Origin of the sequence: Rhizobium sp. P40RR-XXII, assembly GCF_012641405.1 — a bacterium.
Lineage (GTDB): Bacteria > Pseudomonadota > Alphaproteobacteria > Rhizobiales > Rhizobiaceae > Rhizobium.
This window is the reverse complement of the sequence record NZ_JABAII010000002.1, coordinates 130,414-152,564: the sequence shown is the minus strand read 5'-3', so window position 1 is coordinate 152,564 and position 22,151 is coordinate 130,414. Positions and strand designations below refer to the sequence as shown.

The window sequence follows — 22,151 nt, the reverse complement described above, 5'->3', positions numbered from 1 at the left end:
ACTATGAACAATAAAGTACAACGATGAACAAAAATCAACCCCTACCCTGGGACCATCCTCGTTTTCGAAGCTGGGTCGCCGTCGCACGCGCCTGCCAGCTGATGCAGCAATCGCTCACAAGGGCCTTGGTCCATCTCGACATCAAGCCGCCGCATCTCGACATTCTCGTCAACCTGTTTCGCTTCGAAGGGATTTCGCAGCAGGAACTTGCCCGCAAACTGCTGGTCGGCCGCTCCAACATGAGCATGCTGCTGCCGCAGATGGAAAATCGTGGGCTGATCGAAAGGCGCGGCGACAAGCAGGACAAGCGTGTGCTGCGCCTCTATCTGACCGAGGAGGGCCGGCGCGTCACCGAAGAAGCCATGACCATACAAACCGCCCTCATCGACTGGACGCTCTCAGACACACCGATCGAAGAATGCGAGGCAATTGCCGTGCATATGGAGCGGGTCGTCGGCCTCCTGATACAGGAAGAGCGACAGCCGCTGGAACCCGCCGGCGATCAGTGATCGCCCGCTGATCGCGCCGAAGGGACGACCCGGTTCAAAGACGCGAACTCCCAGATCGCCACGACGATGAGCACGGCCGTGGCGAGAATGCCGAGCTGGTAGACCACGACCATCGGCAAGGTGAAAAGCAGCAGCGCCAATCCGACGAGACCCGCTATATGCGACAGCGGCGCCCGGCCGGTGGTCGCTCCCTTGAACCACAGATTTCCGGCCAGAAACACGGCCGGGCCGCCAAGGATGGCGGCGGCCGCATGCATGTCGGCCTGCTCGTGCGGATGCGCGAACAGGAATTCGTCGCCGACGACGCTGAGGATGATACCGGCGAGGATGAGAATATGCGCGTAAGTAAAGGCCTCGCGCGCCAGGCTGCCCGGCGTGTCGTCATGTTCGATGCGATGCGCCGCCCGTTCATGCCCGAATTGGAAGTAGATCCACCACAGGGCAACGGTGCCGACGAAAGCGGTGATGAATACCGCAACGATCAGGGGCGTGACCGGCTGATCGGCAAAGACCTTGCCCGCCTGCAGGACGGCCTCGCCGAGACAGATGATGATGAACAGGGCGCAGCGTTCGGCAAAGTGCGCGCCCGAAACATCCCAGTCGGCGGTCGTCGATTTGCCGAGACCCGGAACTCGGAACCCGAGCGCGGGAGCCGAATATTCCATAAGGACCGCGATCAGCCAGAGGATGATCCGCGCCTCACCCTCCATCAGCGCACCGGCGATCCAGAAAATACCCGACAATACGAACCAGCTGGTGATGCGGAGGAAATTGCGGTGGTTGCTGGGGCTGGTGTTTTTGAGGGCGTAGACCGTGAACAACGAGCGCCCGACCTGCATGAAGACATAGGCGCCGGCAAAGAAAATCGCCTTCTCGCCAAAGGCCTCGGGGATCGCGGCAGAGAGGATCAGACCCGCAAACATCAGCGTGAACAGCATGATGCGCACCGGCATGCGATCTGGATCGAGCCAGTTGGTTACCCATGCCGTGCAGACCCAGACCCACCAGACCGCGAAGATCAGCATGACGGCTTCCAGCGCGCCGAGCGGCGTGAAATGCTCCGCCAGCGAATGCGCAAGCTGCGAAATCGAGAAAACGAACACCAGATCAAAAAACAGCTCGACGAAGGAGACCTTGCTCTCGTTCTTGCTGCCCTTGGCGCGAAGCCAGTTTTCCCTACCCCCAAGGATCATGCCTACGCCCTTCTTTCCGTTGCTGGAGATTATGCTAGTGCGGCCTTCGCCCCGGGTCACGGCTGAGGCCTTTTTCCTTCAATTCGGCCTCATAAGCCGCGAAAAGTTCACTACCCTTCTCGCCGAGTTCGCGCAGGTAGATCCAGGTGAAGATGCCGGTATTGTGCATGTCGTCGAATCCAATACGCACGGCATAGTTGCCGGTCGGCGTCATGGACATGATGCCGACATTACGTTTGCCGGGTACGGTGACTTTCTGCCCCGGCCCATGCCCCTGCACCTCGGCCGAAGGCGACAGCACCCGCAGCATTTCCGCCGGCAGATCGAAGCTCGCGCCATCGTCGAATGTCACTTTGAGGTGATGCCGGTCCTTCGAGACCCGCAATTCGGTCGGCCAAACGTCGCTCATCGATTTTTCCATGCCTTTCAGTGTCTTTTTCGAGAATTAGGCCGCCGCTCGTTCACGCGCAAGTGTAATCGAGAAGCATTTTCCTTGACGCAATAATCGCCTATGCCCACATTAGAAGTCTGATGGAGGCGTGAGTGAACAGCATCGTCGGCAGCATAGGCAACGCATCACCGCTTCAGGCGGATGCAGGCCCCATGATCGATCCTTTCGGGCGCGCCGTCACCTATCTGCGCGTTTCCGTGACGGATCGCTGCGACTTCCGCTGCACCTACTGCATGGCAGAGAACATGACCTTCCTGCCCAAGAAGGATCTGCTGACGCTCGAAGAACTCGACCGGCTCTGTTCCGCCTTCATCGCCAAGGGCGTGCGCAAGATCAGGCTCACCGGCGGCGAGCCTTTGGTGCGCAAGAACATCATGTTCCTGGTGCGCGAACTCGGCAAGCACGTCCAAAACGGTGAACTTGACGAACTGACCCTGACGACCAACGGATCGCAGCTCGCGCGCCACGCCGACGAACTTTACGACTGCGGCGTCAGGCGCATCAACGTTTCCCTCGACACGCTCGATCCCGACAAATTCCGAACCATCACGCGCTGGGGAGATTTCTCCAAGGTGATGGAGGGCATCGACGCCGCGCAAAAAGCCGGCCTGAAGATCAAGCTGAATGCCGTTGCTCTCAAAGGCTTCAACGAAGAGGAAATTCCGGACCTGCTGCGGTTCGCTCATGGTCGCGGCATGGACCTGACCGTTATCGAGACGATGCCCATGGGCGAGATCGATGAGGATCGCACCGACCGATATCTGCCGCTTTCCGAGCTGCGAGCCGATCTCGAACGTCAGTTCACGCTGACCGATATTTCCTACAAGACAGGCGGCCCGGCCCGCTACGTCGAAGTCACGGAGACCGGCGGCCGCCTCGGCTTCATCACACCGATGACCCATAATTTCTGCGAGAGCTGCAATCGCGTGCGGCTTACCTGTACGGGCACGCTCTATATGTGCCTCGGGCAGAACGACGCGGCCGATCTGCGCACGGCACTGCGCGCGAGCGAGAGCGACGCCCTGCTCAATGCCGCAATCGACGAAGCGATCACCCGCAAGCCGAAGGGCCACGACTTCATCATCGACCGCACGCACAATCGACCGGCGGTCGCGCGCCACATGAGCGTCACCGGCGGCTAAACGCGCCATTTCGCCCGATGATCTAATCAGACCGGCACGCACGGTAAGCGGATCGGCTCATCCGCGCACACCGTTTATTTAGCCTCGTGCGGGCCAACGTGATGCCGGTCTGCAGTCGGGGCGGCAGCCGGACGGCGGAACGATGCCCTCCTGCAACCTAGCGCGTGATGCCGAAAAGTGTAGGCGGTTTTCGGACGACATCACGCTCTACTTCTTTGATTCTAGAGCGGATTCAGATTGTAGGTCGAACAGACCTAAAATCATCCGGCTCTAGCGCGACGCGAAGCGCTTCTTCGCCGCGTCGGTCGCCGGCATATACAGCGAAACTGCCGTTCCCTCAGGGTCACGGAACTGGAAGGTCTTGTTGCTCCAGGGCATTATCTTCAGCTCGTGGACGAGAGGAACCTTGTCTTTCAGGCGCTCGTATTCCAAATCGATGTCCTCGACCTGGAATTCGAGATAGGCGGTGCGATTGGCGCCGGGCTCGGCGCTGCCTTCCTTCCAAAGCGCGACAGTCTCGATGGAGCCGATGGCCAAGGTTGCAGCCGTGGTCTCGATCTCGGCAAAGACCGGGGCGAGCCATCGGGCTTGGAGCCCGGTTACCATCTCATAAAAGGCAACCATGGCCTTGATATCGCCTGCGATGAGACGGGTGGAAGCCAACTTCATAACTGGTCCTTTCGATTGACCGCAAAGCCTTCGCGGCCTCGCAGAACCCCTTGTCGCACGCCCCTGCTGCCAGCATACTGTCAGCAGGAGTAAGTATGCGATGCGCCGTGCCGACCGACTGTTTCAGATCATCCAGATTCTGCGCCGATCGACCCGGCCGGTGACGGCGAGCGCGCTGGCGGCGGAACTGGAGGTCTCCAAGCGCACCGTCTATCGCGACGTCGCGGACCTGATTGGCCAGCGAGTCCCGATCGAGGGTGAGGCTGGGTTGGGCTACCTGCTCGCTGCCGGCTACGACATGCCGCCACTGATGCTGGCGCCTGACGAGTTGGAGGCGGTGGTGTTGGGCGCGCAATGGGTCTCCGCCCATTCGGACAAGGTGCTCGCCAATGCGGCGCGCGATGTCGTGGCAAAGATCGCCGCCGTCGTCCCCGAGCGCCTTCGCCTTTTCGTCATCGAGCCGAGCGTGGGCGCAAGACCGACAAGCGGCAAGCCTGAGGAACGTGTCGATGCATCGCTGCTCAGATCGGCAATCCGCAACGGCATGAAACTGCGGCTGCGGTACAATTCGGAGGCAAGCGAGGAAACCGAACGCACGGTGTGGCCGGTGATCCTCGGTTATGCCGAAACGAGCAGCCTGCTGGTCGCCTGGTGCGAACTACGACAGGGCTTCCGCCATTTCCGCACCGACCGCATCGCCGCGGCAGAGATACTCGATGAGCCCATTGGCTTGCGGTCGGGCGAATTGCGCCGCCGCTGGCAGCGCTGGCGCGAAGACCAGGTTCGTCTATCTCCGCACTTGTCATAATCGATGGAAAATGCCCGCACGTTGGCCGGTCTTTTCAATGGATTATAGATTTTTGCTGATATACCGATTTAAGCAGCGCGATACCGTGTTCCGGCGTCGCCATAGCCTTGGTATTCCGCCTCGCCCTCGCCCGTCCGGAAACGGTCTATCTTCTCTGAGAGCATGTCGACGCGTTGGCGCAGGCCATGGATCTCGGCATTGTTTTCCTCGACCATGGCCGCGTTGCGCTGCGTGATGAGTTCCACCTCGGACACCGCACGGGTGACTTCCTCGATACCGGTCGACTGCTCGGTGGTCGCCGACGAAATATCGGCAACCAGCTTCTGGACGCCGGTAACGTGGCTGATGATCTCCGCCAGCGCAGCGCCGGTCTGCTCGACCAGATGAACGCCGTTCTGTACCTGGGCGGAACTTGCCGAAATCAGGCCCTTGATCTCCTTCGCCGCATTGGCGCAGCGTTGCGCCAGCTCGCGCACTTCCTGTGCCACCACCGCAAAACCGCGGCCTGCCTCGCCGGCACGAGCAGCCTCGACGCCGGCATTCAGCGCCAGCAGATTGGTCTGGAAGGCGATCTCATCGATGACGCCGATGATCGTGGCGATCTTCTCCGACGAACGATTGATCTCGCTCATGGCACCCACGGCCTTGGCGACTACTTCGCCGGATTGGGTCGCATACGCCTGTGTCTCATTGACGGATGTCGCCGTCTGCCGTGCGCGGTCGGCCGTCGAGCGCACCACGTCGCTGAGGCGATGCAGAGCCCGCGAGCTTTCCTCGAGAGCGGCCGCCTGCTGCTCGGTGCGCCGCGCCAGATCGTCGGCCGACATGGCGAGGTTGCCAGTGCCGCCCTTGATTTCTTCGGCCGTGTAGCGAACGTCCGTCAGGGTCTCGCGCAGCGCCTCGATCGCATGATTGTAGGTGAAGGCCATTTCCACGAAATCAGCAGAGAGGTCTTCACGCATGCCCTCCTCCAGATTGCCGTCGGCAAGCTTGGCAAGAACGTCAGCCAGGGCATTGAGCGCCTGCTTCTGCTCGGCCTCGATGCGGGCGCGTTCAGCGGCGCGGCGGGACGTTTCCTCGGCGGAAAGCGCACGCGCACTTTCCGCTTCTCGCTCCAGACGGACATTTTCGAGCGCGGCATCGCGGAAGACGCTGACGGAACGCACCATGTCGCCGATCTCGTCACCGCGATTGCGGCCGTCGATCGCCACGTCCAGATCGCCGCTAGCAAGGCGGGTCATGACGTCGGTAACGCGCTTCAGCGGGCCACGCAGGGTTTCCACCAGCATCAGGCCGCCGATGATGGCAAGCAGCGTGCCGACGATCATGGCGATGACCGAGACATTGGCCGAGCGTTCGCTGTCTTCCTTGCCGAGCTCCTGTGCCTGGGCGACGAAGCTGCGCAGCGACGTCATGGCATCGGCGAGCAGGCCGTTCGACTGAACGCGCGTCGTTTTCCAATCGGCCGCGGTCTGCAGCAGATCGGCCGAGCCGTTGGTCAGGCCATCGATCAGCGGCTTCATGTGAGCGGCAAAATCGCGCATCGTGGCATTGGTTTGGCCAAGTTCCGAGATCCTGGCTGCAACGGTCTGCAGGTCTTTTAGGTCGGCAAGCACCGGATCGCGCGAGGCAGCATCGCGGACGTTTTCCATGCGCGATGCATGCAGCGCCAGGCGATCGACGATGCCGAGCGCCTGGTCGACATGGTCCAGAAGCTCCTTCTGGCCATCGATGATCTTGTCCAGGCTGACGAAGCGATCGGCCGCGGTGTCGCTGTTCTTGGCCGACTGCAAGGTCATCTCGCCTTCGATCTTCACGAAGCTCTGCAGGACGGGGGCCATCGCCTCGACCTTCTGATCGGGCGTGTCTGAACCCTTCAACACCGCGTCAAGCTTGTCGGCGGCATCTGAAGCGTTCGCGACGAGAGCCGCGCCACGTTTGGATACGAGAGCCTTTGAAACCTTTACCTGCTTCAGAATGGCATCGGCATAGGTGCGCGCATCCGAAATCTCTTCGGTGGAATCGGCAGCCATCTGCACTTGGATGCGCAGATTGCTCATCTTCTCCGACAGCCCCTTATAGGCGGCGGCATCGTAAAGCAGTTCCTTGGCGAAGGTTTCCTTGTCGCCGAAATCCTTGCGAATGATGTCGATCTGCTTACCGGCCGCCTTGGCCGTCGCCGCGATGTTTTGCACCGCCTTCTGGATGGCGTCGACATCGCCGTTCTGTTTCTGCCGGATAGTCCAGAGCGTGGCCTCCTGCGAACGCATCTTGGCGGCAAGCTCGCTGACCGGAACGATCTTGGCGCGCTGGTCGTCGCTCAGCAATCCGCTCAGCCGATGCACGCCCTGCTCCTGGGCGTCGATCTTCGCCGTAAGCGCCTGGCGTGTCTCCTCCGAAGGCGAAGCGGTAAACTCCTGCAGGGCGGCCTGCAGGTTTTCGAAGTCGCTGATATTTTCAATCGTCGCGCGCGTGACGGTCATATGGCCGTTCAGAATATTGGCCGTGTGATAGCCGGCCAGGCCGACGCCGGCGATGAGAACCACCAGGGGCACCACGAAAATGAGGACCTTGGTTACAATTCGACGGCCTTGCAGAAGACGATCAATGAAAAACATGCGGCGCCTCAACTGGATTATAAAAATATCCGGCGAAGGCGGGATCGTCATTCCTGCTGCGCTGCGGTAAGTGCTTCTGCCTCATGCAAAACCGCAGCAAGCGTCGGAAAATAAGATTGAATAAGAATTAATCGCGCGATTAAAAGCCGTTGTATCGGCAAAAAATCTGCAACCTCTGTATCATTCCGCGACCATGGGCCGAAAAGCTGCCCTCCGTGCGCAACAATTCTACCGCAACGCACAATCGAATTTGACCATCATAAACGGACTATCGATTCCAATTTGCGAAAAACGGCGCTAATCCAGAAGGACATATCGAGGACTCATCTTTCTCATGCGACTGACCAAGAATACCCAGGGCGCGCTCTTCATGGCGGCATCCATGGCCGCTTTTTGCTGCGGCGACGCGCTGTCCAAAACGGTTATCGCCACCATGAATGCCGGCGAGATCATCTTCATCCGCGGCCTGTTCACCAGCTTTTTGGTCTATCTGCTGGCCCGCAGGATGGGCTCCCTGCGCTCCTGGAAGGTCATATTGCAGCCGATGATCGCACTGCGCATCGCCTGTGAGGCAATCGCCGCCGCAACCTACATCACCGCGCTCGGGATGATGCCCATCGCCAATGCCGCCGCCATCCAGCAGGCCGTACCGCTGGCGGTCACGCTCGGCGCGATGATCTTTCTCAAGGAGCCCGTGGGGTGGAGGCGCTGGACTGCGATTGGCGTCGGCTTCATGGGCGTGCTGATCATCATCCGGCCCGGCCCGCAGGGTTTCACTACGGCTGCGCTGCTCGTCATCGCCTGCATGTTTGCGACCGCCGCCCGCGATCTGGCGACGCGCTGCATCGACAAGGAGGTGCCATCGCTGATGATCACCCTCTGCACAGCAATTTCCATATCCGTCTTCGGCGCCTTGTGCATCGTTCCTTTCGGGGGATGGCAGCCGGTGAGCACGACGTCGCTTATGCAGATCCTGTTGGCCTCGGTTCTCGTGCTGATCGGGTATCAGGCGGTGATCCTGGCGATGCGCACCGGCGAAATCTCCTTCGTCGCACCGTTCCGCTATCTGAGCCTCATCTGGTCTGCCTTGCTCGGTTTGATTATCTTCGACGAAGTGCCGGACGGTTGGTCCATCTTCGGCGCGGCGATTGTCATAGCTTCCGGCATCTATACCTTCTATCGGGAGAGCAAACGACGCAATGTCGATCCCGTCGCGCAGGAATCAGAACCGCGCGTCCCGGCCTGAGGTCTCGGTCATGCCCAGTTTCATCGCGAGCGCAGAGAATATTCCGGTCGTCCTCCTTGCCGGAGGCCGGTCAAGCCGCATGGGCGCGAACAAAGCCTTCGCTCTGCTCGGTGGCGAAAGCTTGATCAGCCGCATCTCCTCGCGGATCGCGCGGCGCCAAAGCAAGCCTATCGCCTTGAATGCAGACGCCGATTGGCCCGACACCATGGGGATGCGGCTGGTTCCGGACGAAATCTCAGGAAAACTTGGCCCTCTCGCAGGCGTGCTTGCCGCCATGCAGGATACGGCACGCAGCTATCCGCAGGCTTCGCATGTCGCCACGATCCCGATAGACAGTCCCTTCTTCCCGCTCGACCTCATCGCGCGGCTAGCGCATGCCGTCGCATCTCCCGATGAGATTGCGATTGCCGCATCCCTCGGACAGGACCATCCGGTTTTCGGCCTCTGGCCGGTCTCTGCTGCCACCGATCTGGAAACATGGATCGTTTCGGATGAGAAACGGCGCGTCAGGGGTTTTCTCGCACGGCATAATATCAGGCGGGTAGAATTCCCCGCGATCGAAACGCGGATCGGCCCGCTCGACCCGTTCTTTAACATCAATACGCCCGCGGAGCTTGTCGAAGCGGAGACATGGCTGGCAGCATTGGAAAACGCATCATGACCAAATCCCGACCGAAGATTTTCGGTATTGCCGGCTGGAAGAATTCCGGCAAGACCGGCCTTGCCGTACGCCTGGTGACGGAATTCACCCGGCGAGGCTATCGGATTTCGACGATCAAGCACGCGCATCATGATTTCGATATCGACAAGGTCGGCGCCGACAGCTTCCGGCATCGCGAGGCCGGAGCACACGAAGTTACCATCGTTTCCGGCACCCGCTATGCCATCATGCATGAACTGCGCGGCGACCCTGAGCCGAGCTTCGAAGAGATACTGGCGCGCCTCGCCCCTTGCGACCTCGTATTGATCGAGGGCTACAAGCGCGAGCCCATCCCGAAAATCGAAGCCCGCCGCCTGGAAGCCGCCCAGCGCGAGCCCCTTGCGCCGCAGGATCCCCATATCGTCGCCATCGCCGCCGATCATTTGGTGGAAGACGCTGGCTTGCTTTCCACTTTCGATCTTGACGACACCCTCGCGATCGCCGATTTCATCGCCACCATCGTCGGCCTTGGCAAACCGGCAAAATGAAAGGCCGCCAGTTTCCCGGCGGCCCTTCTCATGCGAATGTAGCCTGATGCTTACTGATTGGAGGCAACCGGGCGCACCAGCGGCGTGATGCGGCGGATGGTGACGCGGCGGTTTTCCTGCGCCGGTCCAAGCGTATTCACCTTGAGATATTGCTCGCCATAACCCTGGGTGACCAGGTTCGCGGCCGGAATGCCGTAGACGTCCGTCAGAACATTTGCGACCGATTCCGCGCGACGGTCAGAGAGGATCAGGTTGCTCTCCGCCGTGCCCACGGCATCCGTATGCCCCTCGATCAGGAAGGTTTCGGTCGGATCGCGCTTGACGATTTTCGATATGCCATCGGCCACGCCACGCAGCGTGCTCGCCTGGGTCATCGGAATATCGGCGCTGCCCGTCGCGAAGGTGATCGTATCGAGGTCGATACGGCGGATCTTGTCACGGATACGAGCCGAGTAGCGGACTTCGTTGACCGAATAGATGCGCTCGACCGGCTCGACCGGCGGCTCGCGCAGGAAGTCGTAGTAGTCCGCATCGCGGTTGGTCGCCGTGTCGATGATGTACTGGCTCAGAGGGATGAGCAGGCGCATCGGCGGCAGATCGTCGCCCGGGTCGCGGAAATAATCGTCATTGTCGGGACGATCTTCCAGTTCCGGCGAGTAGAACAGCACATATTCGCGGCCGCTGGCATCGATGCGCGAGCGCTGGACGATGTCCCCATAGCGATTGCGGATCGTCACGACGCGATCGCCATCGGGCTGATCGATCGTCTCGCGATAGCGGTCCCGTTGCAGCTGTTCGTAGATCGGCCGTTCGCCGCCACGGACGAACCGCTCGGTATCGTCGTGACGAACGACATAGGTGTTGTCGACATTCACGACCGTACGGTTGTCCTGATTGATGATGGTCTGGTACGTCGTACCTTGCGGCGGGGCAAAATCCGGTCGGCGATCGATCCGGCGGCCCTGTTCGCTGGTCACTGCCTCCATCTTGACCGGCGGCTGCGGCTGACCGCCTGCTGCCGCGCGCTGCGCCTCGGCGTCGGAGGTCGGCGGCTTGGTGTAAGCCGGTGGCGGCTGCTGGGCCGGAGCATTCTGCACCTGCCCGTTCTGCTGGACCTGGCCGGCCTGTCCAGCGCCGCCCTGGGCGCCCGGCGTGCCGGGATTCTGACCTTTGTTCAGATGCTCGCCCCGACGAACTGCATCCTTCTGGCTGTCCAGAACCGCGCTGCCGTTTTCAACCGGCAGGATGACGGGGCCATTGGCGGAAGCGGGGTTTTCCGCGATCTTCTTGCGGCGCTCCAGCTCCTGCGGCGAGACCTGCTCGGCCGGTGGCAGCTTTATTTCGCCAGCCTGCTGGCCGTTGCCATTGGCGGGTGCTGGTGCTGCATTGCCCTGAGCCGGCGCTTCGGCGCCGTTCGTCGGCTGCTGCTTGCCGGGCTGCGGCGCCGCTTGGTTGCCCGTTTGTGCGGGTTGCGCCTGCGGCTCGCCCTTCTGTGCCGGCTGCTGCGGATTGACGCCGGGTTGCTCGCCCTGCTGCTGGTTTTGCGGCTGCTTGCCGTGGGTCTTGTCGCCGCCCTGCTTCTGTCCCTGTTGGGCGCCTGGCGTTACCGGCGTTCCGGACTGAGCTTCAGGCTGCGCCTGTGTCCCAGGCTGTGCCTCGGTCCCCGGCTGAGCTTTGTGACCCTGCGCGGGTTCGCCCGCAGGCGCCGGCTGCTGTTCGGCCGGCTGCTTCGCCGGGTTTGCGGATTGACCCTGCTGCTTGGGATGAGCGTTTTGCTCCGGTTGCGCCTGCTTTCCAGGCTGAGCTTCCTGGTTCTGCGGCTGCTGGGCGGCGGGAGCCTCCTTCTGGGCCGGCGCCGGCTGCTCCTTCGGTGCGGGCTTGGCCTTCGGCTGCACTTCCTCGGCGGGCTGCTGCTTGGCCTTCGGCTGCGGGGCCTCGGCCGGTTGCTCTGCCTCGGGCTGCTTCGCCTTCGGCTTAGGCTGCTTAGCTTCCGGCTCCGCTTCAGGGGCTATGGCCTTCGGCTGCGGCTTGGCTTCCGGTTGAGCCTGAGGCTCCTCCGCCGGCTGCTGGCGCTGCTTCTTCGGCTCCGGCTGGGCCTCTGCGGCCGGCTGGCGCTGAGGCTTCGGCGGCTGAGCTTCCGGCTGCTCCTTCGGCGCCTTCTGCTGCGGCTCGGCCTCAGGCGCGGCCTGCTTCATCTGGTGTTGCTGCTGTCCACCGCCCTGCTCTGCCGGTTCGCCGTGATGCTTTTGGCCTTGCGGCTCACCTTCACTGCCCTCGGCAGGCTTCTTGCGCTTGAGCTGCGGCTCTTCGTCCGGCTGGGCGGCCGGAGCCTCCTGCTGCGCAACTTCGAAACTCGAGTTCGCGGCAGCCGCAATACCGTTGTTTAGCGGCGCGATGGGCTGTTCGCGAAACGCCGCGGCCGCCGCCGGCTCGAATGCGAGCGATAGCGAAAGCAGCGGAAACGCGGCGCTGGCAAATAGTCTGGATCGCTTTCCCATATGGGGTCTCCTCTTATGATCTTTGTCCGCCGAATTGCGAATCTCAGCAGGCATGCCGATGCCTCAAGATCCCGGCCGATTTTCGGTTCTGATGAGGCTGAATCGCGGCAGGCCGTTATATGTTCCCGAACTATTAGGTGGCCGTAATTAACCCTGGCTGAATGCGCCGGACGGCTTACGTTCAGAATTCTGGCCAGGGCATGACGCCGAAAAGTGTGAGGGGATTTCAGACGACATCATGCTCTACCTGTTTGTTTCCAGCGCGGATTCAGGTTTGGGTCGTTTCGGCCTAAAATCGTCCGGCGCCAGCGCATTCGTATTGCCGCGCGATCGCACCGCAACAATTATCCTCGTAATTCCAGTTGCATTTTTCGAAAAAAAAGTACGAATATCGCCGCAAGGCAGGCCAAGGGCCTGCTCCACTCGAGCCGTCTGCCAATCAACAATAAGAGCTGCCGGCCGCCAACAGAGAGGGTCAATATGCGCATCTCCACTCGTCTTTTTGCCGCTGCGTCTTTCGCCGTGATGTCGCTTGTCGCCGGTGCGGCGCTTGCCGACGGCGACTCGATCGTGTTCGGCACCGACGCGACCTACCCGCCCTTCGAATCGCTTGACGCCGGTGGCAAGTTCGTCGGCTTCGACATCGATATAACCAATGCGCTTTGCGATCACATGAAGGTCAAGTGCACTTTCGTGAATCAGGATTTCGACGGCATCATTCCGGCCCTGCAAGCCAAGAAGTTCGACGCTATCATCTCGTCCATGTCGATCACGCCGGAACGCCAGAAGATCGTTGACTTCACCAACAAGATCTACAACACGCCGCCGGCGATCGCCGTTCCGAAGGATTCCACCATCAAGGAAGCCACCAACGAAGGCCTGAAGGGCAAGTCGATCGGCGCGCAGTCCTCGACGACGCACGCCAACTACGCCTCCGCCCACCTGAAGGACGCGGAGCTGAAGCTCTATCCGTCGGCTGACGAATACAAGCTCGACCTCGGCAATGGCCGTATCGACGCCGCCATCGATGATGTCGTCGTGCTGTCGGATTGGGTAAAGTCGGACGCGGGCAGCTGCTGCAAGATGCTCGGCACGCTGAAAAACGACCCGATCATCAACGGTGCCGGTGCTGGCATCGCTATCCGAAAGGGCGATACGGCTCTCCGCGACAAGCTCAATGCAGCCATCGAAGCGATCCGCGCGGATGGTACCTATAAGAAGATTCAGGATAAGTACTTCGACTTCGACGTTTACGGCGACTGATCGCCCGTCGATTCCCTGGGAAAAGACGACGGCGGAAGCTTGCTCTTCCGCCGTTTTTGTTTGACAACGGGAAGAATATAAGCAGAAACGCGGCAAAAGCCGCTAGGGGAAATACAGCATGAGCGGATTGTTTTCCGCCCTCGGTTCCTTGTGGACCTGGTTGAGTACGATTTTCGACCCATTGTGTGGTCCTGCCGGACTGTTCACCGTGTTCAGCATGTTCCGCCCGGACACGATGCTCGCCTGCGGTGATGCAGGCTGGGGCGACGAACTGGCAGGTGGCTTGAAGATCACCATTGCCGTCTCGGTCCTGACATTACCGCTCGGCGTCATCATCGGGTTCTTCGTCGCGCTGGCGCAGCAATCGGAAGAAAAATCATTGCAGCTCGCCGCGGGCGTCTTCACGACGATTTTTCGTGGTTTGCCGGAACTGCTCACGCTTTTCATCATTTACTATGGCATGCAGATCCTGCTGCAATCGCTGCTCGCCAAATTCGGCTATAACGGGCCTGTCGAAATCAATGCCTTCGTCGCCGGCATGGTTGCATTGGCGATCGTCTTCTCCGCCTATTGCTCGGAAGTGCTTCTGTCGGCATTCAAGGCAATTCCGAAAGGCCAATACGAAGCGGGCGATGCACTCGGCTTCCATCGCGCGCGCACCATGCGGCTGATCATCGTGCCGCAGCTTGTCCGCATTTCCCTGCCAAACCTTGGAAATCTCTGGATGAATCTGTTGAAGGACACATCCTACGTGTCGATTATCGGCCTTGCCGACATCATCAGGCAAACGGGGATCGCCGTACGCGCCACCAAGGCGCCCTTCACCTTCTATTCTATTGCCTGCCTGTTCTATCTGACGCTGGCCGTCATTTCATCGATCGGCCTCTTCTATCTCGATCGATGGGCCAAACGTGCGGAGGTTCATCGATGAGCCATGCCGAAATTCTGATAGCCGCGCAGCCGGCACCGCCCCGGACAGCCAGGAAATTATCCAAGGCGCGCATCGTCGGATATTTCTTCCTGACACTCTGGGCCGTTCTCGGCATCGCCCTGCTGACGATGATCGTGACAGGCTGGGATATCGACAAACTCCAGACTTATGGGCCACGGCTTCTGCACGGTCTCTGGATCACGGTAAAGCTGGTCGCCACATCCTTCATCCTCGGCGCGATCCTGTCGATACCGCTGGCCTTTGCCCGCATGTCGAGCAACAAGATCCTGAGCACGCTGACCTATTGCTACGTCTATCTGTTTCGCGGCACGCCGCTGCTGGCGCAGATATTCATGGTCTATTACGGCTTTCCGAGCTTCCGCTGGTTCTTCGAGGATATCGGCCTGTGGTGGTTCTTCAAAGATCCTTTCTATTGCGGCGTCTTCGCCATGACGCTGAACACGGCAGCCTATCAGACGGAAATCGTCCGTGGCGCCATCCAAAGCGTGCCGAAGGGCCAGAGGGAAGCCGCAAATGCCCTCGGCATCCACACCTGGATCGCCCTCCGCAAGATCATCATTCCCCAGGCGCTCATCGTGGCGCTGCGCCCCTACGGCAACGAGATCATTCTGCTGATCAAGAGCTCGGCCACCGTCTCCATCATCACGGTCTACGACCTGATGGGCGAGACGCGCTACGCGTTTTCGCGTACCTATGACTACCAGATCTATCTCTGGGCGGCGATCTTCTACCTGGTGATCGTTGAGCTCATGCGTAACGGCTGGGCACGGATGGAAGGCCGGCTGACCCGGCACCTCAAGCGCTGATTCAGAAACGCGGCGCGCAAGGCGCCGCTTTTGGCAGCACTCAGATGGCGCCGCTGCTAAACAATTGATTTATAGCAATAATTTTTCTTCGTGACAGTTCTGTAAAGCTTGAGTTTACCATGAGCTGTTTCCATATCTCTGTGACCATGAGTCACAAAGAAAAACGGGAACGGAAAGAGAAAGCTCATGCACGAAGACATGCAAAAGCAGTTGCAGGGTTATGGGTTGACGACGGCGCAGATCTTCTACCGCCTGCCCGATCACCCACAGTTTCTGCAGACCTATATCTGGCAGGACTATGACCTCGCCCCGAACTTCCCCGAAATGCACGGCTTCCTGAAGTTCTGGCAGGAAAAGCTGGATGGACCATTGCACTCCGTGCGCTATGTCCATCGCAAGCTGATTTCGGCGACCGAATGGCGGGCGGTGAAGGGGGAATTCATCCTGCACTGAGGCAGCCGGATCGAGTAGGCGGCGCCACGACCGGCTGTGCCGCCGTCAGACATGCGCTTCGCCATGGATGAAATCCCTCTCATCCGACGCGCGATGGAGCGCGCCGTAGAGGACGAAAGCATAAAAGGCCGCGACGAGAATGAGGACCATCCAGCCTGGCATCGGTCCGAGTGCCGCATTGTCGGTGATATAGCTCCATGAATGCGGCTGCTCCTGCGTCAGCCCCTCCGTCTGGAGCCTTGGCGTCGAAATCTTCAGGATCCATGCCAGCAGCAGGATCGCATACATCCAGCAATAATTGCGCCGCAACCGCCGCTGCGCTGCCTCGACATAGCTGAGCAGCAGCCGTGGCGAACGCAGGCTGGTGGCGATCGACAGTGCCCAATCGGGGTTGAGCTCCGTTTGCGGGGCCAGGATCTGCGCAAAGTAGTGCCGCTCCAATTGCCTCACCCGCGAGCGATAGACATCGAAGAAGCGATATCGCCGCGCCTCGATCAGTAACAGCAGCGTGATCAGCATCATTCCGAACAGCAATACGCCATGATGCGACGTCGGCGTCGAAAGCGATACGGATAGCAACGCTGCAACCACCGTGATGGCCCAGTTCGAGGTCCTGTCGATGCGATCGCGCCAGCTCGTCATCCTCCCCAATTCACCCCGATAGTAGTGGGTCAAGGTGTTGGTGACTTCAGCCGACGTCGACGGTAAGGAGGGACGGCCGCGCTCTGCCGGGCTGCTCGTCGGGTTCGGTGTGCCGAGTTCATTATCCATGATTTTTCCTCCCTTATTCTTCTGTTCGGGTAGCGTCCCCCAAGTCGCTTTTGCCGAAGGTCATATTCTGCGCCTGCGCGGCAAGCATTGCAAAAGCCGATCAAGCGCCTTAATGCCTGCGTGACAAAAGGAAGGGCCTGTAATCATGGCAAAGAAGAAGATCGACGAAGACGCGCTGGCGGAAGCCTATAACCAGGCATTGGCGCTGGAGAAGGCGGGCGACATCGACGCTGCGGTTCAGGCCTATGAGCACGTGCTGGCGCTCGACCCGGAAGACCATGGCGGCGCGGCCGTGCGCATCGCGTCGATGGGTCGCGGCGAGACACCGGTGAAGGCCCCGGACGCCTATGTCGAGACCCTGTTCGATCAGCATGCCGAAGTTTTCGAGGATGTGCTCGTGGAGCAGCTCGGCTACCATGTTCCGGTCCTCGTTCGCCAGCGCCTGCAGGCGCTCGGCCTCGGCCCCTTTAAGCGCATGCTCGACCTCGGCTGCGGAACGGGCCTCACCGGTGGCACGCTGCGCGACATCGTCGAGGATATCACCGGCATCGACATCTCGGAAAACATGGTCGAAGTCGCCCATGAAAAGGAGATTTACGAAACGCTCTTCGTCGCCGAGGTCGAAGACTTCCTCGACGACAATGATGAAGACGCTTTCGATCTGATCACCGCGACCGATGTCCTGCCCTATCTCGGTGCGCTGGAGCCCCTCTTCTTCGGAGCGGCGGAAAACATGACGCCGGGCGGTCTCTTCATTTTCTCCTCCGAGACCTTGCCACAAGCCATCATGGCCGGACGCAGCTATATGGTCGGCCCGCGTCAGCGCTTCGCCCATTCCGAAGCCTATGTGCGCGACAGGCTGACCGCGACCGGCTTCGAACTCGTCGAAATCACCGACATCAATGTGCGGATGGAAGACGGCCAGCCGACGCCGGGCCATCTGATCATCGCCCGCCGCCTCGCTGACTGAGACTATAACCGCCACAGGCAAATACTTATCCATACGGCTAAGTATTTTCTTGCGCGACAATCCGAGAGCTGATACTTAGCCATTCAGTTAAGTATTCAGCTCTGGTCTCGGAAAGGTCGTTGCATGTCCCTTATTCTCTACCAGCATCCCCTCGCGTCGTTCTGTCATAAGGTGCTGATGGCGCTCTATGAAAACGAGACGCCGTTCGAAAGCCGCATCATCGATCTCGGCAATGAGGAATCGCGCGCCTCGCTGGTGCGCCTCTGGCCGCTTGCAAAATTTCCGGTGCTGCGCGACGAAACGCTCGACAGCACCGTGCCCGAAACCAGCATCATCATCGAATATCTGGATCGGCATTATCCCGGAGCGGCGCCGCTCCTGCCGGCGGATCCGTCGGATGCCCTGTGCGTCCGGCTTTGGGATCGCTTCTTCGATCAATATGTTCAGGACCCGATGCAGAAGATCGTCGCGGACGTGCGCCGGGCAGAGAAGGACCAGAGCCCACAGAGCGTGTCTGAAGCCCAGGCTTTGCTGCGCACCGCCTATGGAATGATCGAGAAGCAGCTGGACGGAAAGACCTGGATCACCGGCGACAGGCTGACCATGGCCGATTGTGCAGCTGCCCCGGCCTTGTTCTACGCCGAAACCGTCGTTCCCTTTGCCGAAGAGCATAGCCGGCTGAAGGCATATTATCGACGTCTCCTCGAGCGTCCGTCCTTCGCCCGCGTCCTCCAGGAAGCCATGCCCTATTTCCACATGTATCCTTATAGCAAGAAACTGCCGGTACAATTCCGGCCGGAAAAGCCGAATGCTTGAGGACCTGCAGGCGCTCGACCGCATGTTCCAGGCCCTTTCCGATCAGAGCCGGCGCGGCATGATCGACCGGCTCGGGCGTGGACCTGCGTCCGTCACGGAACTGGCGGAGCCTCTGGACATGGCGCTCCCGACCGTGATGAAACATCTGCAGGTGCTTGAAACAAGCGGGCTGGTGCTATCGAAAAAGGCCGGCCGGGTGCGCACCTATCACCTGCGCAAGGAAGCGCTGGCAGCTGTTGAGCGCTGGATTGCCGAACGCAAGGCATCCTGGAACAGGACCTTCGACCGGCTTGACCTCTTTCTGGCAGACACATCGACGGAGACCGCAGACGAATGAGCGAACGATCGACAGAGCATACGACCATCACCATAGAGCGCCACTTCAAGGCTCCGCTGTCACGCGTCTTCAACGCCTGGGCAATCCCGGAACAAAAGCAGCAGTGGTTTGCCTGTAGCAGCGACTGGAAACAGCTGGATTTCCAGCTCGATTTTCGCACCGGCGGCAGCGAAAGCAATCGGACGGCTTCGACGGATGGCGTCGTGCATGCCTATCAGGCCCGCTACATCGACGTCGTCCCGAACGAGCGCTTCATCTATGCCTTCGACATGATGCTCGACGACTTCAGAATTTCCGTCTCGCTCGCGACAGTCAATTTTACGCCGGAGCCCAGCGGCACGAAGATGACCTTTACCGAACAGGTCGTCTTCCTCGACGGCTACACCGACAACGGCTCGCGGCTCATGGGCACGGAAATCGGCTTCGACAATCTCAGGCTCTACGTCGAGGGAGACGAGATGAGGCCGAACTAACCGCGCGCATTGCCAAGGATCGCTGCCAAAAGCTGGCCTTCGAGCTCGGCCAGCGCCGGATTGCCGTGGCGGCGCGGATGCGGATAGGGCACGGCGAGATCGAGCACGATCCTGCCCTCGTCCAGGACGACGACGCGATCGGCTAGATGCACCGATTCGCTGACATCATGCGTCACGAGCACTGCGGTAAAGCCGAGTTCGCGCCAAACGCGGTTCAGCAATTCCTGCATGCTGATGCGCGTCAGGGCATCCAACGCACCCAGCGGCTCATCGAGCGCGAGGATACCGGGCTTGCTGACGAGCGCGCGCGCAAGCGCCACACGCTGTCTTTGTCCGCCGGAAAGGCTGGAGGGCCATTCGCCGGCCTTCTCGGCAAGCTGCACTTCGGAAAGAACAGCGGCGGTCTCCTTGCGCAACACATCCCGCGGCACGCCCTCGCCCAGCCCAACGCCGACGTTGTCGGCAACCGAAAGCCAGGGCAACAGGCGCGGCTCCTGAAAGACGATACGTGTATTGGGTTGCGCTTCGTCGAGACCGGCTGCCTCGAAGCGCAGATGACCCGCGCTCGGTTCTTCCAACCCCGTCAGGATGCGCAGCAGCGTACTCTTGCCGCAGCCGCTCTTGCCGATGACGGCAACGAACTGACCGGCGGGTATATCGAGATCGATGCCGCGCAGGACGCGATTGCTTCCGAAGCTCTTTTCCAGACCCTTGATATGGACGGCTACAGCACCTGCAGCCTGCGGAGCCGTATGTGCCGCTTCCGCTCGCGGACGATCTATGGCGATGGTGCTCATGGCAGGCTCCTCAATTCTGATAGGCCGGGTTCCAGCGCAAAGCCCTGCGCTCGATCGTCCGCGCGACGACATCGGCAAGCTTGCCGAGGATGGCGTAGATGACGAGCGTCAGCACGACCACATCGGTCATGCCGAACTCGCGGGCATTGTTGGCCATGTAGCCGATCCCAGACGACGCCGCGATCGATTCAGCCACGATCAGCGTCAGCCACATGATGCCGAGGGCAAAGCGCAGTCCGACGAGGATGGATGGAAGCGCGCCGGGAAAGATGACTTTCCGAAACAGCGTCCAGTTGCTCATCCCGTAGACCCTTCCCATTTCGATCAATCCACGATCGACGTTGCGCACGCCGTGATAGGTGTTGAGATAGATCGGAAAGAGCACGCCGAGTGCCGTCAGGAACAGCTTCGATTCCTCGCCAATCCCGAACCAGAGGATGACAAGAGGCACCATGGCGAGATGTGGAATGGTGCGCAGCATCTGCAGCGTCGTATCGGTTAATTGCTCTGAGAGCCGTGATACGCCGTTGGCGATGCCGAGCAGGAAGCCTATCGAGCCGCCGACCAGCAGGCCCGCGAAAGCGCGGCCGGCGCTGACGAGGATGTTGTTCGGCAGCTGCCCGGAGATCGTGGTCTGCCAGAAAGCGACTAGGACTGCCGTCGGCGACGGCATGATGCGAGTGGAGATCCATCCAAACGACGAACCGAGCTGCCACGCCGCGATGACGACGACCGGCAGCAGGAACGGCAGAAAACCCTGAAACGAGATGGCTTGCCGTGCAGCCCTGGCCGGGCGCGTGCGCCGTTCCGAGCCTACACGCACGAAGGACGTGTCGAATGCCGACATGGGAATCTCCCCTCTTAGCTGACGTTACGAGCCGGAAACAACCTTCAGATTGCCGCCATGGCTGCCACCGGCAAAAATCTGCTTTGCGCCAAACTCGTTGCGGAAGCCGGCACGCTGCTCGTCACGTTTCAATCCCAGTTCGGGGAACAGAAGCTCCGCCACGCGATAGGCTTCTTCCAGATGCGGATAGCCGGAGCCGATCACGGTTTCGATACCGAGCTCCTGATATTCCCGCAGCCTTGCAGCCACGGTCTTCGGCGACCCCACAAGTGCCGTGCCGGCACCGGCGCGCACCAGCCCGACACCGGCCCAGAGATTCGGCGACACTTCGAGCTTGTCGCGCCGGCCGCCATGCAGCGCCGCCATACGCTTCTGCCCAACGGAGTCGGATTGCGTGACGAATTGCTCCTGCGCCTCGCGGATTGTCTCATCGTCGAGCTTGGAAATCAGCTTGTCGGCCGCAGCCCATGCCTCCTCATCCGTTTCACGGACGATGAAATGCAGGCGAATGCCGAAGCTGACCTCGCGGCCGCGCTTGGCCGCGGCGGCGCGCACCTTTTCGATCTTCTCAGCCACCTGTGCCGGCGGCTCGCCCCAGGTCAGATATTTGTCGACGCGGCCGACGGAGAATTCAATGCCGGCATCCGAGGAACCGCCGAAATAGAGTGGCGGACGCGGCGATTGCACCGGCGGCAGGCCGAGCTTTGCGTTGGTTGCTGTAATATACTTGCCTTCGAAGGTGGACGATCCCGTCTCCAACAGCTCCTCCCAGACATGGAAGAATTCATCGGCATGGGCGTAGCGCTCGTCATGCTCGAGATGAATACCGTCACCGGCTAGTTCCGCCGGGCTGCCGCCAACGACGATGTTGAGCAACACGCGGCCGTTCGAAACGCGATCGAGCGTCGAGGCGAGACGGGCGTAATAGGCGGGCGAGGCCGTACCCGGGCGGATGGCGACCAGAAACTTCAGCTTCTGCGTATGCGCCGAGAGCGCTGCAGCCGTCACGAAGGACTCTTCACAGGAAACGCCGGTCGGCAAAAGCACGCCCGTATAACCCAGCCGGTCGACTGCCTGCGCGATCTGCTGGAGATAGCCGATCTCCGGGCCGCGGTTGAGATCGGCCGTACCCAGATAGGTGCCGTCACCGGAGGTCGGGATGAACCAGAGAAAATCGATGGGTTTTGCGGTCGCGGTCATGAAGCTTTCCTGCTTTCTGGATGCGCGTGGTCGGGAGCCACCTCCCGATGTTCGATCCGGATAATGGCATAGACTATCGATTACATCGACAATATGGATTTTCTAATTGTCGGCGTTTGACGAAATATTTTGCCCATAAAGTGC

The 22,151-nt window shown here is 60.4% G+C and carries 23 protein-coding genes; 14 read left to right on the top strand and 9 right to left on the bottom strand.

Features of this window, described 5'->3' with window-relative positions:
* Positions 1-23: 23 nt before the first annotated feature.
* Positions 24-509 carry a MarR family winged helix-turn-helix transcriptional regulator gene (locus tag HGP16_RS04065; protein WP_168838746.1) on the top strand — a complete coding sequence of 162 codons (486 nt, stop codon included), beginning with the start codon at positions 24-26 and terminating at the stop codon, positions 507-509.
* On the opposite strand, the gene HGP16_RS04060 is transcribed toward HGP16_RS04065, so the two are convergent.
* Complete coding sequence (locus HGP16_RS04060; RefSeq protein ID WP_168838745.1) at positions 503-1,702, bottom strand: low temperature requirement protein A; 1,200 nt, start codon at positions 1,700-1,702, stop codon at positions 503-505. The genes HGP16_RS04065 and HGP16_RS04060 overlap by 7 nt on opposite strands.
* Before the next feature lie 34 nt (positions 1,703-1,736).
* On the bottom strand, positions 1,737-2,111 hold the full coding sequence (locus HGP16_RS04055) for a gamma-butyrobetaine hydroxylase-like domain-containing protein (RefSeq protein WP_168838744.1): 375 nt from the start codon (positions 2,109-2,111) through the stop codon (positions 1,737-1,739).
* Positions 2,112-2,305: 194 nt separating this feature from the next.
* Between HGP16_RS04055 and moaA the strand changes: the two genes are divergently transcribed.
* A complete protein-coding gene (moaA, locus tag HGP16_RS04050; RefSeq protein ID WP_205926308.1) occupies positions 2,306-3,295 on the top strand; it encodes a GTP 3',8-cyclase MoaA in 990 nt (329 codons plus the stop codon).
* Positions 3,296-3,565: 270 nt separating this feature from the next.
* On the opposite strand, the gene HGP16_RS04045 is transcribed toward moaA, so the two are convergent.
* Positions 3,566-3,964, bottom strand: a complete 399-nt coding sequence (locus HGP16_RS04045) for a VOC family protein (protein WP_168838742.1) — start codon at positions 3,962-3,964, stop codon at positions 3,566-3,568.
* A 100-nt stretch (positions 3,965-4,064) separates the two neighbouring features.
* On the opposite strand from HGP16_RS04045, the gene HGP16_RS04040 reads away from it, so the two are divergent.
* The gene (locus HGP16_RS04040; RefSeq protein WP_168838741.1) at positions 4,065-4,772 is read left to right on the top strand and encodes a YafY family protein; all 708 of its coding nucleotides are present in this window, start codon (positions 4,065-4,067) and stop codon (positions 4,770-4,772) included.
* A 68-nt stretch (positions 4,773-4,840) separates the two neighbouring features.
* Here the strand turns inward: HGP16_RS04040 and HGP16_RS04035 are convergent, their stop codons facing one another.
* On the bottom strand, positions 4,841-7,390 hold the full coding sequence (locus HGP16_RS04035) for a methyl-accepting chemotaxis protein (protein ID WP_168838740.1): 2,550 nt from the start codon (positions 7,388-7,390) through the stop codon (positions 4,841-4,843).
* Positions 7,391-7,724: 334 nt separating this feature from the next.
* On the opposite strand from HGP16_RS04035, the gene HGP16_RS04030 reads away from it, so the two are divergent.
* From HGP16_RS04030 to mobB, 3 genes are read left to right on the top strand one after another with little or no spacing between them, the layout of a single operon-like run.
* Positions 7,725-8,636 (top strand): DMT family transporter, encoded by a 912-nt coding sequence (locus tag HGP16_RS04030; protein ID WP_168838739.1) that lies wholly within the window; start codon positions 7,725-7,727, stop codon positions 8,634-8,636.
* A gap of 10 nt (positions 8,637-8,646) precedes the next feature.
* Positions 8,647-9,297: a molybdenum cofactor guanylyltransferase MobA gene (gene mobA / locus HGP16_RS04025; protein WP_168838738.1), complete on the top strand. Its 651-nt coding sequence runs from the start codon at positions 8,647-8,649 to the stop codon at positions 9,295-9,297.
* A complete protein-coding gene (mobB, locus tag HGP16_RS04020) occupies positions 9,294-9,824 on the top strand; it encodes a molybdopterin-guanine dinucleotide biosynthesis protein B (protein WP_168838737.1) in 531 nt (176 codons plus the stop codon). The genes mobA and mobB overlap by 4 nt, the downstream gene beginning before the upstream one ends.
* 50 nt (positions 9,825-9,874) lie before the next feature.
* Here the strand turns inward: mobB and HGP16_RS04015 are convergent, their stop codons facing one another.
* Entirely contained in the window at positions 9,875-12,322 is a 2,448-nt protein-coding gene (locus tag HGP16_RS04015) for an OmpA family protein (protein WP_168838736.1), read from the bottom strand.
* Between the two features lie 480 nt (positions 12,323-12,802).
* On the opposite strand from HGP16_RS04015, the gene HGP16_RS04010 reads away from it, so the two are divergent.
* The 4 genes from HGP16_RS04010 (at position 12,803) to HGP16_RS03995 (ending at position 15,796) form a co-directional block, all read left to right on the top strand.
* The gene (locus HGP16_RS04010) at positions 12,803-13,585 is read left to right on the top strand and encodes an ABC transporter substrate-binding protein (protein ID WP_168838735.1); all 783 of its coding nucleotides are present in this window, start codon (positions 12,803-12,805) and stop codon (positions 13,583-13,585) included.
* Between the two features lie 118 nt (positions 13,586-13,703).
* The gene (locus HGP16_RS04005) at positions 13,704-14,516 is read left to right on the top strand and encodes an ABC transporter permease (protein ID WP_168838734.1); all 813 of its coding nucleotides are present in this window, start codon (positions 13,704-13,706) and stop codon (positions 14,514-14,516) included.
* A complete protein-coding gene (locus HGP16_RS04000; RefSeq protein ID WP_168838733.1) occupies positions 14,513-15,343 on the top strand; it encodes an ABC transporter permease in 831 nt (276 codons plus the stop codon). The genes HGP16_RS04005 and HGP16_RS04000 overlap by 4 nt, the downstream gene beginning before the upstream one ends.
* A 186-nt stretch (positions 15,344-15,529) precedes the next feature.
* Positions 15,530-15,796 (top strand): usg protein, encoded by a 267-nt coding sequence (locus tag HGP16_RS03995; RefSeq protein WP_120664213.1) that lies wholly within the window; start codon positions 15,530-15,532, stop codon positions 15,794-15,796.
* Between the two features lie 45 nt (positions 15,797-15,841).
* On the opposite strand, the gene HGP16_RS03990 is transcribed toward HGP16_RS03995, so the two are convergent.
* Positions 15,842-16,567, bottom strand: a complete 726-nt coding sequence (locus HGP16_RS03990) for a DUF2270 domain-containing protein (RefSeq protein ID WP_168838732.1) — start codon at positions 16,565-16,567, stop codon at positions 15,842-15,844.
* A 145-nt stretch (positions 16,568-16,712) separates the two neighbouring features.
* Here HGP16_RS03990 and HGP16_RS03985 point away from each other — a divergent pair, with 145 nt between their 5' ends.
* From HGP16_RS03985 to HGP16_RS03970, 4 genes are all read left to right on the top strand, one after another.
* Positions 16,713-17,537 (top strand): methyltransferase domain-containing protein, encoded by an 825-nt coding sequence (locus HGP16_RS03985; protein ID WP_168838731.1) that lies wholly within the window; start codon positions 16,713-16,715, stop codon positions 17,535-17,537.
* A gap of 123 nt (positions 17,538-17,660) precedes the next feature.
* Positions 17,661-18,353, top strand: a complete 693-nt coding sequence (locus tag HGP16_RS03980) for a glutathione S-transferase family protein (RefSeq protein WP_168838730.1) — start codon at positions 17,661-17,663, stop codon at positions 18,351-18,353.
* On the top strand, positions 18,346-18,690 hold the full coding sequence (locus tag HGP16_RS03975) for a helix-turn-helix transcriptional regulator (protein WP_168838729.1): 345 nt from the start codon (positions 18,346-18,348) through the stop codon (positions 18,688-18,690). Before HGP16_RS03980 ends, HGP16_RS03975 begins: the two co-directional genes overlap by 8 nt.
* Positions 18,687-19,163: an SRPBCC family protein gene (locus HGP16_RS03970; protein ID WP_168838728.1), complete on the top strand. Its 477-nt coding sequence runs from the start codon at positions 18,687-18,689 to the stop codon at positions 19,161-19,163. The genes HGP16_RS03975 and HGP16_RS03970 overlap by 4 nt, the downstream gene beginning before the upstream one ends.
* Here HGP16_RS03970 and HGP16_RS03965 read toward each other — a convergent pair.
* From HGP16_RS03965 to ssuD, 3 genes are read right to left on the bottom strand one after another with little or no spacing between them, the layout of a single operon-like run.
* Positions 19,160-19,960: an ATP-binding cassette domain-containing protein gene (locus tag HGP16_RS03965; RefSeq protein ID WP_168838727.1), complete on the bottom strand. Its 801-nt coding sequence runs from the start codon at positions 19,958-19,960 to the stop codon at positions 19,160-19,162. The genes HGP16_RS03970 and HGP16_RS03965 overlap by 4 nt on opposite strands.
* A gap of 10 nt (positions 19,961-19,970) precedes the next feature.
* Positions 19,971-20,807 carry an aliphatic sulfonate ABC transporter permease SsuC gene (ssuC, locus tag HGP16_RS03960; protein ID WP_168838726.1) on the bottom strand — a complete coding sequence of 279 codons (837 nt, stop codon included), beginning with the start codon at positions 20,805-20,807 and terminating at the stop codon, positions 19,971-19,973.
* Positions 20,808-20,831: 24 nt separating this feature from the next.
* Positions 20,832-22,007: an FMNH2-dependent alkanesulfonate monooxygenase gene (ssuD, locus tag HGP16_RS03955; RefSeq protein WP_168838725.1), complete on the bottom strand. Its 1,176-nt coding sequence runs from the start codon at positions 22,005-22,007 to the stop codon at positions 20,832-20,834.
* Positions 22,008-22,151: the final 144 nt, after the last annotated feature.